Below are 12,784 nucleotides of genomic sequence, written 5' to 3' on the forward strand. Positions count from 1 at the left end.
AGGAGCCGACCCATGGGCAAGCAGATCATCCACATCACCGTCAACGGCAAGCGCCTCGAGAAGGCGGTCGAGCCGCGCACGCTGCTGATCCACTTCCTGCGCGAGGACTGCCACCTGACCGGCGCGCACATCGGCTGCGAGACCAGCCATTGCGGCGCCTGCACCGTCGACCTCGACGGCCAGTCGGTCAAGAGCTGCACCCACCTGGCGATCCAGTGCGATGGGTCGCAAGTGCTGACCGTCGAGGGCCTGGCGCAGGGTCCGCTGCTGCATGCGGTGCAGGAAGGCTTCTACAAGGAGCACGGCCTGCAATGCGGCTTCTGCACGCCCGGGATGCTCATGCGCTCGTACCGCTTCCTGCAGGAGAACCCGAATCCGACCGACGAGGAAGTGCGTGCCGGCCTCGGCGGCAACCTGTGCCGCTGCACCGGCTACCAGAACATCGTGAAGGCGGTGCTGCACGCGGCGGCGAAGCTGCGGCAAACCGAAAAGGTGGCCGCATGAGCACGCACGGCCGCCCGAAGGGCGAATTCCCCCTTGGGGGGACGGCGCGTAGCGCCAAGGGGGTCCAATGAACGCCCCGATGGATCCGGCGCTGCTGGAGCGCGCCGCTGCGCTGCAGGGCATGGGCGACAGCCGCCTGCGCAAGGAGGATGCGCGCTTCATCCAGGGCAAGGGCAACTATGTCGACGACATCAAGATGCCCGGCATGCTGCACATGGACATCGTGCGGTCGCCGGTCGCGCATGCACGCATTCGCAGGATCGACAAGAGCGAAGCGCTGAAGGTGCCCGGCGTGATCGCGGTGCTCACGGCCGAAGACCTGAAGCCGCTCAAGCTGCACTGGATGCCGACCCTGGCCGGCGATGTGCAGGCGGTGCTGGCCGACGAGAAGGTGCACTTCCAGATGCAGGAAGTCGCGGTCGTGATCGCCGAGGACCGCTACGCGGCCGCCGACGGCGTCGAGGCGGTGATCGTCGAGTACGACGAACTGCCGGTGGTGCTCGACCCCTACGCCGCGCTGGCGCCTGACGCGCCGGTGCTGCGCGAAGACCTGGCCGGCAAGACCGAGGGCGCGCACGGCAAGCGCGACCATCCGAACCACATCTTCACCTGGGAGGCGGGCGACAAGGCCGCGGCCGACGCCGCCTTCGACACGGCGCCGGTCACGGTGGCCGAGCGCATCTTCTATCCGCGCGTGCATCCGTGCCCGCTCGAGACCTGCGGCTGCGTGGCCTCGTTCGATCCGGTTCGCGGCGAGCTCACGACGTACATGACCTCGCAGGCGCCGCACGTGGTGCGCACCGTGGTGTCGCTGCTGTCGGGCATCCCGGAGTCGAAGGTGCGCATCGTCTCGCCCGACATCGGCGGCGGCTTCGGCAACAAGGTCGGCGTGTATCCGGGCTATGTCTGCGCGATCGTCGCCAGCATCGTGCTCGGCAAGCCGGTGAAGTGGATCGAGGACCGGATCGAGAACATCTCGAGCACCGCCTTCGCCCGCGACTACCACATGGACGGCGAGCTCGCCGCCACGGCCGACGGCAAGATCCTCGGCCTGCGCGTCAACGTGGTCGCCGACCACGGCGCCTTCGACGCCTGCGCCGATCCGACCAAGTACCCGGCGGGCATGTTCCACATCTGCTCGGGCTCCTACGACATCCCAGCCGCCTGGTGCAGCGTGAAAGGCGTGTACACCAACAAGGCACCCGGCGGCGTGGCCTACCGCTGCTCGTTCCGCGTGACCGAGGCGGTCTATGTCATCGAGCGCCTGGTCGACATCCTGGCGCAGCAGCTGGGCATCGACAAGGCCGAGATCCGGGCCAGGAACTTCATCCGCAAGGAGCAGTTCCCCTACACCTCGGCCTTCGGCTTCGAGTACGACTCGGGCGACTACCAGGGCGCGCTCGACAAGGTGCTGGCGGCCTGCGACTACAAGGGGCTGCGGGCCGAACAGGCGGCCAAGCGGGCCGATCCGGCCTGCCCGACCTTGATGGGCATCGGCCTGGTCGCCTTCACCGAAGTGGTCGGCGCCGGGCCCAGCAAGATGTGCGACATCCTCGGCGTCGGCATGTTCGACAGCTGCGAGATCCGCATCCACCCAACCGGCAGCGCGATCGCCCGCATGGGCACGATCACGCAGGGCCAGGGCCACCAGACCACCTATGCGCAGATCATCGCGACCGAGCTCGGCATTCCGTCGGAAGTGATCCAGGTCGAGGAGGGCGACACCAGCACCGCGCCCTACGGCCTGGGCACCTACGGCTCGCGCTCGACGCCGGTGGCCGGCGCGGCGATCGCGATGGCCGCGCGGAAGATCCATGCCAAGGCGCGCAAGATCGCCGCCCACCTGCTCGAGGTCGGCGAGAACGACCTCGACTGGGAGATCGACCGCTTCAAGGTCAAGGGCGACGATGCGCGCTTCAAGTCGATGAAGGACATCGCCTGGGCGGCCTACCACCAGGCCCCGCCTGGGCTGGAGCCCGGCCTCGAGGCGGTGCACTACTACGACCCGCCGAACTTCACCTTCCCGTTCGGCGTCTACCTGTGCGTGGTCGACATCGACCGCGGCACCGGCGAGACCAAGGTGCGGCGCTTCTATGCGCTGGACGACTGCGGCACGCGCATCAACCCGATGATCATCGAGGGCCAGATCCACGGCGGGCTGACCGAAGGCTACGCGGTCGCGATGGGCCAGCAGATGCCTTTCGATGCCCAGGGCAACCTGCTGGGCAACACGCTGATGGACTACTTCCTGCCGACCGCGGTCGAGACGCCGAAGTGGGAGACCGACCACACCGTGACGCCGTCGCCGCACCACCCGCTGGGCGCCAAGGGCGTGGCCGAATCGCCGCACGTCGGGTCGATCCCGACCTTCACTTCGGCGGTGGTCGATGCCTTTGCGCACCTCGGCGTCAGGCACATGGTCATGCCGCACAGCGCGTACCGCGTCTGGCAGCAGCTCAAGGAAAGCGGCGTCGCGCTCTGAGGCGCTGCACCGGACCGTCTACACATGGAAGTCAAACTCGACAAACGCTATCCGCTCGACGTCGACCCCCGGCGCGCCTGGACGCTGCTCGCCGATGTGCCGGCCACGGCCGGCTGCATGCCCGGCGCGGCCATCACCGAGAAGACAGACGACACCCACTACAAGGGCAGCGTCAAGGTCAAGGTCGGGCCGGCCAACGCGGCCTTCGCCGGCGACATCGAAGTGCTCGCGCTCGACGCGGCGAGCCGGACCCTGCAATTGCTGGGCAAGGGTTCGGACCGCGGCGGATCGTCGGCATCGATGAATCTCACGGCGACGATCGAGGCCGGCGAGGCCCCCGGTACGTCGGTGCTGGCGGGCCATGCCGAGGTCATCGTCAACGGCAAGTTCGCGCAGTTCGGCGGGCGGCTGATGGTGCAGGTGTCGGAGATGCTGCTCGGGCAGTTCGTCGACAACTTCCGTCTGGCGGCGGCGGCCTTGCCGCAGCCGCAGGCGGCGCCCACTGGGGCGACCGCGGTCGAGCCCGCCGTCTCCGCGCCGGCCGAGGCCAGGGAGATCAACGCGCTCGCGATCCTGTGGCAGCTGGTCAAGGGCTGGGTGGCCGGCCTGTTCGGCAGGCGCGCCTGAGCCCGCCATGACCGACGCCGAGCTGCGAGAGTCGCTCCACCGCGCCGGCTACATCGCCGACGAGAGCCTGGCCACCACGCTGTGGCTGGCCGGCGAACTGGAGCGTCCGCTGCTGATCGAGGGCGACGCCGGCGTCGGCAAGACCGCGCTGGCCGGCGCGCTGGCGCGGGCGCGCGGACAGGCGCTAGTGCGGCTCCAATGCCACGAGGGACTGGACCTGTCGCAGGCCGCCTACGAGTGGAACTATGGCCGCCAGCTGCTGGCGATCCGCCTCGGCGAGACCCGGGCCGAGGGGCTCAAGGAGTCCGACCTGTTCGCGCGCGACTACCTGCTGGAGCGGCCGCTGCTGCAGGCCATCTCGAGCGAGCAGCCCTGCGTGCTGCTGATCGACGAGATCGATCGCGCCGACGAGGCCTTCGAGGCCTTCCTGCTCGAGGTGCTGGCCGACTACCAGATCACCGTGCCCGAGCTCGGCACCGTGCATGCGAGGCACATCCCGCAGGTGGTCCTGACCAGCAACGGCACGCGCGAGCTGTCGGATGCGCTGCGCCGGCGTTGCCTTTACCACTACCTCGACTATCCGAGCCTGGCGCGCGAGATCGCGATCGTGCGCGCCACCCTGCCGGATGCCGAGAGCGCGCTGATCGAGCAGGCGGTGGTCTTTGTGCAGCGGCTGCGGCGCGAAGACCTGGCCAAGAAGCCGGGCGTGGCCGAGACGCTGGACTGGGTGCGCGCCCTGCATCGCCTGAGCTTCAAGGCGCTGCCCGAGGATCCGCATGCGCTCGGCGCCACGTTGGCCTGCCTGCTCAAGACGCGCGAGGACCGCTTCCAGTTCGGCGAGGATCGCGTGCGGCAGCTGATCGAAGGGCGGCGCGCGGTCGGCGTCGCCGAGAAGGCACCGCCATCGACGGTGGCGCCGACATGAACACCGTGGCCAGTCCGCTGGAGAGCATCGCCGGGTTCGCCGCGCTGCTGCGCGACCATGGCATGAAGGTCGGCATCGCCGAGCAGCAGGCCTTCGTCGAGGCGGCGCTGCGCCTGCCGCTCGCGCGGGCGGCGCGCCTCGACCCCGCCTGGCGCGCGATCGCCTGCCACGACGCGAACGACTGGCGGCGCTGGCCCGAGCTGTTCGACGGCTACTGGCATCCCGAGCGCGCCAGGGGCCGCACCCGGGTCGGCGGCCAGACGCGGCCGAGCCGCAGCCTGCAGCAGGTGGTGCAGAGCCTGCACGAGCGCATGGCGGGCGGCATGCCTTCGGCACGGCCTGGCCAGGCCGACACCGCGCTCGACGGGCCGGCCGTGACCGAGAACGAGCCGGCGCTGCCACGCGCAAGGGGCGGCGCCAGCCGCACCGACGCATTGCACGACCGCTCGCTGTCGCAATGGCTGCCACAGGACCTCGCGCTGCTGCAGAGCCTGGCCGAGCGGATCGCGCGGCGGCTGCGCAAGCGCTTGACGCGGCGCTGGCAGGACGAGGCGCGGGGGCGCCGCCTCGACGTTCGGCGCACGCTGCGCGCCAGCCTTCGAACGGGCGGACTGCCGATCCATCCGGCATGGCGCGCCGCGCGGCGGGAATGGCCTCGGCTCTTCATCCTGGTGGATGTCAGCCGGTCGATGGAGACCCATGCCCAGCTGTTCCTGCGCATCGCGCGCGCCTTCGTCGCTGCCATGAACGCGCGGGTGTTCGTGTTCCACACGCGGCTGGCCGAGGTCACGCCGCTGCTGCGCAGCGACTCGGCCGCGGTGCAGGAGAAGATCAACGCCGTCACGGCCGGCTTCGGCGGCGGCACCCGCATCGCCACCAGCGTGGCCGACTTCCACGCCGTGCATGCGCGCGCACAGCTGCAGCGCAACGCGCGCGTCTGGGTGCTGTCCGATGGCTTCGATGCCGATCCACCGGAACGGCTGGCGCAGGAACTGGCGCGCGTGCGCGCGCGCGGCGCACGGGTGCACTGGTTCCATCCGTCCGAGGCGCCGCCGGCATCGCAGGCGATGCAGGCGGTGATGGCGCAACGCGAACTTGTGGACGGTTTCTCGCGTCTCAACAGTCTGAGCGATCTTGCCGATCTCGCGAAGCACCTGCGCTGAATCGCCCGCATCCCCCTGAAGGAGAAGATGACATGAGCCACGCAGACACCGTCCTCGAGGCCGCGCGCCGGCTGCAGCAGGCCGGCACGCCCTGTGCGCTGGTCAGCGTCGTGAAGGCGCTGCCGCCCGCGTCCGCGCATCCGGGCGACAAGGCGGTCGTCACCGCCGACGGCGAGATGCGGGGCTGGGTCGGCGGCGGTTGCGCGCAGCCGGCGGTGATCCGCACCGTGCGCCAGGCGCTGGCCGACGGGCGGGCCCGGATGATCCGCATCGCGCCGGCCGAGGAGGGCCACGAACGCGACCTGGGCGACGTGCTCGAGTTCGGCATGGCCTGCCATTCCGGCGGCACGCTGGAGCTGTTCGTCGACCCCTTGCTGCCGCGCGCTGAACTGGTGGTGATCGGCAATTCGCCGGTGGCGGCCAGCCTGGTGCAGCTCGGGCCGCGCGTCGGCTTCGCGGTGACGCTGGTGGCGCAGGGCGCGAAGGCGGCGGACCACCCCGATGCCTGCCGGGTCATCGACCGCGACGATGTCGCCACCGTGGGCCCGCAGATCGGCGCCGGCGCCTGGATCGTCATCGCGACGCAGGGGCGCCGCGATCTGCAGGCGCTCGGGCTGGCGCTGTCGCTGAACGCGCGACAGGTGTCCTTCGTCGCCAGCGCGCGCAAGGCCCGGGTGCTGAAGGATTCGTTGATCACCGCGGGCGCCGATGCGGCCGCCGTGGCCGCGATCGTGGCACCGGCGGGCTACCCGATTTCGGCATCGACGCCGGAGGAGATCGCGCTGTCGGTGCTGGCGGCGGTGGTGGCGAATCGGCGCCGGTCCGCCGCGGCCCCAGTGCTCTGCGCCACGCAAGAGGCTTCGACCGACGACAGGCCGGTCGCCGCGCTGCCGGCCCGCTCGCCGTGCTGCGGAGGCTGACATGGGCTGCATCCTCAAGGGCGGCGGCGGGCTCTATGCGCGCCTCGTCGTGGGTGCGGTGCTGCTGGCGGCGGGCGCCGGCACCCGGCTCGGCGGACGGCCCAAGTCGCTGCTCGAACTCGGCGGCGTGCCGCTGATCCGGCGCCAGCTGATCGCGCTGTCGGGCGCGGGCGTCGACGAGGTGGTCGTGGTGCTGGGCCACCATGCGGAAGCGATCGAGGCGGCGGTGCGCGAATTTCCGGTGACGCTGGCGCGCAACCCGGCGCCCGACGACGGCCAGGCCTCGTCGGTGCGCATCGGCCTGCAGGCCCTCACGGGAAAGCTCGACGCGGTGGTCGTCGCGCTGGCCGACCAGCCGATGATCAATGCGCAGGACATCACGGCGCTGATCGGTGCTTTCAAGAAGCGCGGTGAGGCGTCGATGGTGGTGCCGCGCGTGGCCGGCGAGCCCGGCAACCCGGTCATCTTCGAGGCCGAGTTGCGCGACCAGTGGCTGGCCGGGGATGTCAACGGCGCCTGCCGCCGCTGGCGCGAGACCCATCCCGAGCGGGTGCACTGGCTCGACACCGACAACCAGCGCTACCGTGTCGACATCGACACGCCGGAAGACCTCGAGCGCTTCGCGAAGCGCACCGGCCACATGCTGCGCTGGCCCGCCGCGCTGGCGGCCGCCTGAATCCCGCGAGGCGGCCCCTGGCCGAAGGCTTCGATGGGCCGCTATTGCTGTTCGACGTTCGCCTTGACCGCGATGCGCTTCCACAACTGGATCTCGCTCGCCTGGAAGGCGCGCATCTCGTCCGGACCGCCCTGCATGACCTCGGCGCCGATGCGCTCGTAGAACTCGCGCGTCTCGGGCATCGTCTCGATCTTCGTGAGCAGCGCCGCCAGCCTGTCCGTTTCGGCCTTCGGCGTCCTGGCCGAGACCATCGCGCCGACCCAGGTGTAGGCCGCGAAGCCCGGCAGGCCTGCCTCGCCGGCCGTGGGCACCGAGGGCAGCGCGGGTATGCGCTTGTCGGCGGCCACGGCGAGCGCATGCAGCTTGCCCGACTTGGTGAGCTCCTGCACGCTGGTGATCTCGGCGAAGGCCATGTCGACCGTGCCCGCCACGACCGCGATCACCGCCTCGCCCGCACCCTTGAACGGCACGTGGCTGGTCTGCACCCTGGCGGCGTCGTTGAAGAGCTCGGACATCAGTTGGTAGCCCGCCGAACCCGCGCCGTAGTTGAGCGCGCCCGGCTTGGCCTTCGCGCCGGCGATCAGTTCGGGCAGCGTCTTGTACGCCGAGTTGCCGGGCACCACGATCAGCGCCGGCGCTCGCATCATCATCGTGAGCGGCGCGAGGTCGGCGACGGGGTCGTAAGGCAGCGACTTGAACAGCGCCGCGTTGACCGCCAGCGTCGAGTTGCTGCCGACGAAGACGGTGTAGCCGTCGGCCGGTGCACCGAGCACGGCCTTCACCGCGATGAAGCCATTGGCGCCGGGCTTGTTCTCGACCACCACCGGCTGGCCGGTGAGTTCGCCGAGCTTGCGGCCGAAGTAGCGCGCCGAGGTGTCGGTGCCGCTGCCCGGCGGGAATGGCACGACGAACTTGATGGGCTTCGACGGGAAGTCCTGGGCGGCCGCAGGGCCCGCGCCGAGCACCAGGCCCAACGCCAGCAGCGGCGCCATGAAGAGAGGACGGGCGGTCATGAGCTTCACCTTCAGTCGAGCGTCACGCCCGTGGCCTTGACGACACCGGCCCAGCGGGCCAGTTCCTTCTTCACGTAGGCGCCGTATTCCTGGGGCGTGGAGCCCAGCGGCTCGGCGCCCTGCAGCGCCAGCCGCTCGCGCACGTCGGGCGACTTGAGCGCCTTGACGATCTCTGCGTTCAGCCGCTCCACCACGGCCGGCGGCGTGCCGGAGGGCACCATCACGCCCTGCCAGGCGCCCACTTCGAAGCCCGGCATGCCGGACTCCGCGAGCGTGGGCACATCGGGAAACAGCGACATGCGCTTGGCCGTCGTCACCGCCAGCATCTTCAGCCGCTTGTCGCGCACGAAGCCCATCACCGAATTGACGGTGTCGGTCATGAACTGGATCTGGTTGCCGACCAGGTCGACGTCGGCCGGCGCGCTGCCCTTGTACGGCACGTGCGTGGCGTCGATGCCGTTGGCCTGCACGAACTGGAACGCGCCCAGGTGCGTGACGTTGCCGTTGCCGGCGGAGCCGTACGAGAGCTTGCCCGGATGCGCCTTGGCGTAGGCCACGAACTCCTTGACGTTGTTGGCCGGGACCGACGGGTGCGCGACGAGCGCGAGCGGCACCACGGCCACCAGCGCGACCGGTGCGAAGTCCTTCTGCACGTCGTACGACACGCTCTTGTAGAGCGCGGGGCTCAGCGTGATCGACGAGGTGTTGTAGAGGAGGGTGTAGCCGTCGGCCGGCGCCTTGGCGACCATCTGCGCGCCGATGTTGCCGTTGGCGCCGCCGCGGTTGTCGACCAGGATGTTCTGGCCCAGCTGCTCGCCGAGCTTCTGCGCGAGCACCCGCGCGACCAGGTCGGTGGGCCCGCCGGGCGGGAAGGGCACGACCATCGTGATCGGCTTGGTCGGGAAGGCCGCCGGGGCTTGCGCGAAGGCGCCCGAGCCCGCGAGGGCGAGCAGCGCGGCGCTCGCGGCCAGGGTGGCTGCGCGCCGCGTCGCTAGGCGATGAAAGAGGATTGACATGTCTTTGGGTCTCCGATGATGTTCTTGAAGTTCACGGGTCCGCCACGCTGCGCGTCGTATGAAACCGGCGCAGCCCAGCCCAGGGATACCGCGGATCTGGCTTTGCCAGGCCGCTGGTATCGCCCCCTGGGGGGAGGCGCCGCCAGGCGCATCGGGGGGATTTCCATCTCAGCGGCCCGCGAGAAGGCGGCGCGCGTCGTAGTGCATGACGCACCGGCCATGCTGGTTGAAGACCTCGATGCGCGAATCGACGATGGCGCGGCCGCCCTTCGACGTCGGCCGGATGCCGGTGACTTCGATCGCCGCCTCGATGCTGTCGCCGACGAGCACCGGCGCATGGATCTTCTGCACCAGTTCGAGCATCGCGAGCCCGGTGCCCTGGATCATGGTCTGCAGGATGAAGCCTTCGATCAGCGTGTAGGTCAGGGCGGCCGGCACCGGCCGGCCCGCGATGGCGCTGCCTTCGTAGTCGGCATCGATGAAGATCGCCTCGAGCATGCCGGTCACGCCGATGAAGTTGACCAGGTCGGTCTCGGTGACGGTGCGGCGGAAGGTCCGCAGGCGCTGGCCGACCGCGAGGTCCTGCCAGACGAAGCCCTGGCCCAGGCGGGGCAGGGCGGCGTGCTCGGGCGAGCGGTCGGGTGGGGCGTTCATCTCTGGTTCTCCGTGGGCATGGTGGTGGGTACGGGGGCCGCGGCGCCCGCCGCGCCGTCGGCCATCAACGCGTCGATCCGGGAAGCCGTCAGGCCCGCCGCTGCGAGGCTCTGGCGCGTGTGCTCGCCAAGTCGCGGCGGCATGCCGACCGCGGGGCGCTGGCCGTCGAACTTCACGGGCACGCCGGGGAAGCGCACCGTTCCCATGTGCGTGTCTTCCAGTTCGGTGAAGAAGCCGGTCGCGGCCAGATGCGGATCGTCGGGCAACTCGTCGAGATGGCGGACGGGTGCGGCCGGGATCTCCAGCCGCTCGCAGGTGGCGAGCCAGTGCGCGGTGGTGCCGCGGGCGACGAATCCACCCGCCAGAGCCAGCAGTTCGCCGATGTGGCGCGTGCGCGCCGCCATGTCGGCGAAGCGCGGGTCCGCAGCCAGGCCGGGCTCGCCGACTTCGGCGAAGAAGCGCTGCCAGTGCTGGCTGGTGTACGGCATCATGCAGATGTGCCCGTCGGCCGTGCGCCAGGGGCGCCGCCACGGCGTGAGCACGCGCGGATAGCCGGCGGGGCCGAGCGGCGGCTCGAAGTGCCGGCCATACATGTGCTCGACGAGGTTGAAGGCCACCATGGTCTCGAACATCGGAATCTCCACGAACGCGCCGTGCCCCGTGCGCTCGCGCCGGAACAGCGCCGCCAGGATGGCCTGCGCGCCGACCAGCGCGCAGGTCTTGTCGGCGGCGATGGTGGGCAGGTAGCGCGCCTCGCCGCCCTGCTGCGCCATCAAGGCCGCCAGGCCCGACATGCCCTGGATCACGTCGTCGTAGGCCGGCCGCCCCGCATAAGGGCCGCCCTGCGCGAAGCCGTGCAGGCCGGCATAGACCAGGCGCGGAAAGCGGGCCATGAGCGTCTCGGGATCGATGCCCAGCGGAGCCAGCTTCTGCGGCCGCATGCTGTGCATGAACACGTCGGCGTCGGCGAGCAGCGCCATCAGCGCCTCGCGGGCCGCCGGGCGCTTGAGGTCGAGCACCACGCTCTTCTTGCTGCGGTTGCTGCCGAGGAACATCGCCGACATGCCGGCCTCGGAGGCCGGACCGGTGTGGCGGGTCGAATCGCCCTCGGGCGGCTCGATCTTGATCACCTCGGCACCGTAGTCGGCCAACGCCTGGCTCGCCAGCGGACCGAACACCACGCTCGAGAGGTCGAGCACCTTCACGCCTTGCAGGGGCAGCATCGTCTGTTTGTCTCCTGGGCGCATTCTGCGAAGCGGATTCGTTGCCGTCCAATATCAAATTGCTGCTCTGTGATACCTTTCAGAGATCATGGATGCACGCCAGCTTCGTCACTTCATTGCCCTGGCCGAGACGCTCAACTTCCATCGCGCGGCCGAGCGGCTGCACATGGCGCAGCCGCCGCTGTCGGCGTCGATACGGCGGCTGGAGGAACAGGTGGGCGTGCAGCTTTTCATTCGCAACCGGCGCGGCAGCGAACTGACGGCGGCCGGCGCGGCCGCGCTGGAGAATGCGCGCCGCGCGGTGTTCCACACCGAGCAGTTCGCGCTCGCGGCGCAGGCCGCCTCACGCGGCGAGGCGGGCATCCTGCGCGTGGGCTTCGTGGGCTCGGCCACTTATGCACTGATGCCGCGCCTGCTGCCGCGCTTCAGGCAACGCTATCCGGGCGTGCAGCTGCAGCTGGCCGAGTCGACCACGGCGCGCATCGTCGGGATGGTGGAGAGCGGCGACGTCGACGTGGGGCTGGTGCGCTTCCCCATCGGCCGCGCCTGCAAGGCGCGCATCTTTCCGGCCGAGCGCGATGTGTTCATGGCGGCGCTGTCGGTCGATCATCCGCTGGCGCGGCGGCGTCGGCTCACGCTGGCGGACCTCGCGCCGGAAACCTTCGTGATGTACGGCGCGATGGAAGTGCCCGGCCTGCATGCCGCGGCGCTGCTGGCCTGCCAGCAGGCCGGCTTCATGCCGAACGTGCAGCAGGAGGCGGTGCAGGTGCAGACGCTGATCAGCCTGGTGGAAAGTGGCCTGGGCGTGGCGCTGGTGCCCTCGGTCGCAGCGCGGCACGCGACGCGCAGGATCGTCTTCAAGCCGCTCACGGGGCCGGGCGCGCAGACGGCGATCGGGATCGCCCTGGCGCTGCCGCCGGGCGGCCAGACCTCCGCGGCGCAGCGCTTCCTGGAGAGCGTGCTGGAGTTGCCGGGCGAGTAGCGGCTGCCTCCATGGCGCATGCGGCGCGCCACGGCGACTGCGGCGAGCTCAGGCGTAGTCGAGCGGCAAGGCCGTCGTGTACTTGATCTGCTCCATGGCAAAGCTCGAACTCACGTCGGACAACTCGATCTCGCGGATCAACCGCTTGTAGACCGCGTCGTAGGCCGCGATGTCCGGCACCACCACCCGCAGCAGGTAGTCGGTGTCGCCGCTCATTCGGTAGAACTCGACGATCTGCGGAATGGCCGCCACCACGCTGCTGAAGCGCTTGAACCACTTGTCGTTGTGCTGGCTCGTGCGAATGGCGACGAACACCGTCACGCCCACGTTGAGCTTGCCGGGATCGAGCAGCGCCACGCGCTGACGGATATAGCCCTCGCGCTCGAGCCGCTGGATGCGCCGCCAGCAGGGCGTCGCCGACAGGCCCACCTGTTCGCTGATGCTCTGCAGCGAGGCGCTCGCGTCGTCTTGCAGCACTTCCAGGATGGCCTTGTCGATCTTGTCCATCGAAGTATTCCAATCCAATTTTCTGCGGTGGGTGAGTAATATTTTGCTCGCGTCCGGATCGCGCACAATGGGCACTCGGGTCTTGGTTGGAA

At 70.0% G+C, this 12,784-nt stretch carries 13 protein-coding genes; 8 read left to right on the forward strand and 5 right to left on the reverse strand.

What is annotated here, in order from left to right; all coding sequences use genetic code 11:
- Positions 1 to 12: 12 nt before the first annotated feature.
- The 7 genes from AC1DYK_RS04975 (at position 13) to AC1DYK_RS05005 (ending at position 7,297) form a co-directional block, all read left to right on the forward strand.
- Positions 13 to 504, forward strand: coding sequence for a (2Fe-2S)-binding protein (locus tag AC1DYK_RS04975; RefSeq protein WP_478165248.1), 492 nt, complete (start codon positions 13 to 15; stop codon positions 502 to 504).
- Between the two features lie 67 nt (positions 505 to 571).
- On the forward strand, positions 572 to 2,986 hold the full coding sequence (locus AC1DYK_RS04980; RefSeq protein WP_478165249.1) for an aerobic carbon-monoxide dehydrogenase large subunit: 2,415 nt from the start codon (positions 572 to 574) through the stop codon (positions 2,984 to 2,986).
- Between the two features lie 24 nt (positions 2,987 to 3,010).
- Positions 3,011 to 3,613, forward strand: a complete 603-nt coding sequence (locus AC1DYK_RS04985; protein ID WP_478165250.1) for an SRPBCC family protein — start codon at positions 3,011 to 3,013, stop codon at positions 3,611 to 3,613.
- 7 nt (positions 3,614 to 3,620) lie between these two features.
- Complete coding sequence (locus AC1DYK_RS04990; RefSeq protein ID WP_478088052.1) at positions 3,621 to 4,538, forward strand: AAA family ATPase; 918 nt, start codon at positions 3,621 to 3,623, stop codon at positions 4,536 to 4,538.
- Positions 4,535 to 5,701: a vWA domain-containing protein gene (locus AC1DYK_RS04995; protein ID WP_478165251.1), complete on the forward strand. Its 1,167-nt coding sequence runs from the start codon at positions 4,535 to 4,537 to the stop codon at positions 5,699 to 5,701. The genes AC1DYK_RS04990 and AC1DYK_RS04995 overlap by 4 nt, the downstream gene beginning before the upstream one ends.
- Positions 5,702 to 5,733: 32 nt before the next feature.
- A complete protein-coding gene (locus AC1DYK_RS05000; protein ID WP_478165252.1) occupies positions 5,734 to 6,621 on the forward strand; it encodes an XdhC family protein in 888 nt (295 codons plus the stop codon).
- A gap of 1 nt (position 6,622) precedes the next feature.
- Positions 6,623 to 7,297, forward strand: a complete 675-nt coding sequence (locus AC1DYK_RS05005; RefSeq protein ID WP_478165253.1) for a nucleotidyltransferase family protein — start codon at positions 6,623 to 6,625, stop codon at positions 7,295 to 7,297.
- Positions 7,298 to 7,338: 41 nt separating this feature from the next.
- Here the strand turns inward: AC1DYK_RS05005 and AC1DYK_RS05010 are convergent, their stop codons facing one another.
- From AC1DYK_RS05010 to AC1DYK_RS05025, 4 genes are all read right to left on the reverse strand, one after another.
- Positions 7,339 to 8,310 carry a Bug family tripartite tricarboxylate transporter substrate binding protein gene (locus tag AC1DYK_RS05010; RefSeq protein WP_478165254.1) on the reverse strand — a complete coding sequence of 324 codons (972 nt, stop codon included), beginning with the start codon at positions 8,308 to 8,310 and terminating at the stop codon, positions 7,339 to 7,341.
- A gap of 11 nt (positions 8,311 to 8,321) precedes the next feature.
- Positions 8,322 to 9,326 carry a tripartite tricarboxylate transporter substrate binding protein gene (locus AC1DYK_RS05015; protein ID WP_478165255.1) on the reverse strand — a complete coding sequence of 335 codons (1,005 nt, stop codon included), beginning with the start codon at positions 9,324 to 9,326 and terminating at the stop codon, positions 8,322 to 8,324.
- Positions 9,327 to 9,494: 168 nt separating this feature from the next.
- Entirely contained in the window at positions 9,495 to 9,980 is a 486-nt protein-coding gene (locus AC1DYK_RS05020; RefSeq protein WP_478157646.1) for a MaoC family dehydratase, read from the reverse strand.
- On the reverse strand, positions 9,977 to 11,203 hold the full coding sequence (locus AC1DYK_RS05025; protein ID WP_478165256.1) for a CaiB/BaiF CoA transferase family protein: 1,227 nt from the start codon (positions 11,201 to 11,203) through the stop codon (positions 9,977 to 9,979). Before AC1DYK_RS05025 ends, AC1DYK_RS05020 begins: the two co-directional genes overlap by 4 nt.
- 88 nt (positions 11,204 to 11,291) lie before the next feature.
- On the opposite strand from AC1DYK_RS05025, the gene AC1DYK_RS05030 reads away from it, so the two are divergent.
- Positions 11,292 to 12,185, forward strand: a complete 894-nt coding sequence (locus tag AC1DYK_RS05030) for a LysR family transcriptional regulator (RefSeq protein WP_478165257.1) — start codon at positions 11,292 to 11,294, stop codon at positions 12,183 to 12,185.
- 48 nt (positions 12,186 to 12,233) lie between these two features.
- On the opposite strand, the gene AC1DYK_RS05035 is transcribed toward AC1DYK_RS05030, so the two are convergent.
- Positions 12,234 to 12,692 carry an Lrp/AsnC family transcriptional regulator gene (locus AC1DYK_RS05035; RefSeq protein WP_478165258.1) on the reverse strand — a complete coding sequence of 153 codons (459 nt, stop codon included), beginning with the start codon at positions 12,690 to 12,692 and terminating at the stop codon, positions 12,234 to 12,236.
- Positions 12,693 to 12,784 lie beyond the last annotated feature (92 nt).

Source organism: Variovorax sp. P2_H12 (assembly GCF_056403395.1).

What these genes read in the sequence shown, in the direction of transcription:
- AC1DYK_RS04975 (WP_478165248.1), top strand. Translation starts at nt 13, where the DNA reads ATGGGCAAGCAGATCATCCACATCACCGTCAACGGCAAGCGCCTCGAG.
- AC1DYK_RS04980 (WP_478165249.1), top strand. Translation starts at nt 572, where the DNA reads ATGAACGCCCCGATGGATCCGGCGCTGCTGGAGCGCGCCGCTGCGCTG.
- AC1DYK_RS04985 (WP_478165250.1), top strand. Translation starts at nt 3,011, where the DNA reads ATGGAAGTCAAACTCGACAAACGCTATCCGCTCGACGTCGACCCCCGG.
- AC1DYK_RS04990 (WP_478088052.1), top strand. Translation starts at nt 3,621, where the DNA reads ATGACCGACGCCGAGCTGCGAGAGTCGCTCCACCGCGCCGGCTACATC.
- AC1DYK_RS04995 (WP_478165251.1), top strand. Translation starts at nt 4,535, where the DNA reads ATGAACACCGTGGCCAGTCCGCTGGAGAGCATCGCCGGGTTCGCCGCG.
- AC1DYK_RS05000 (WP_478165252.1), top strand. Translation starts at nt 5,734, where the DNA reads ATGAGCCACGCAGACACCGTCCTCGAGGCCGCGCGCCGGCTGCAGCAG.
- AC1DYK_RS05005 (WP_478165253.1), top strand. Translation starts at nt 6,623, where the DNA reads ATGGGCTGCATCCTCAAGGGCGGCGGCGGGCTCTATGCGCGCCTCGTC.
- AC1DYK_RS05010 (WP_478165254.1), bottom strand. Translation starts at nt 8,310, where the DNA reads ATGACCGCCCGTCCTCTCTTCATGGCGCCGCTGCTGGCGTTGGGCCTG.
- AC1DYK_RS05015 (WP_478165255.1), bottom strand. Translation starts at nt 9,326, where the DNA reads ATGTCAATCCTCTTTCATCGCCTAGCGACGCGGCGCGCAGCCACCCTG.
- AC1DYK_RS05020 (WP_478157646.1), bottom strand. Translation starts at nt 9,980, where the DNA reads ATGAACGCCCCACCCGACCGCTCGCCCGAGCACGCCGCCCTGCCCCGC.
- AC1DYK_RS05025 (WP_478165256.1), bottom strand. Translation starts at nt 11,203, where the DNA reads ATGCTGCCCCTGCAAGGCGTGAAGGTGCTCGACCTCTCGAGCGTGGTG.
- AC1DYK_RS05030 (WP_478165257.1), top strand. Translation starts at nt 11,292, where the DNA reads ATGGATGCACGCCAGCTTCGTCACTTCATTGCCCTGGCCGAGACGCTC.
- AC1DYK_RS05035 (WP_478165258.1), bottom strand. Translation starts at nt 12,692, where the DNA reads ATGGACAAGATCGACAAGGCCATCCTGGAAGTGCTGCAAGACGACGCG.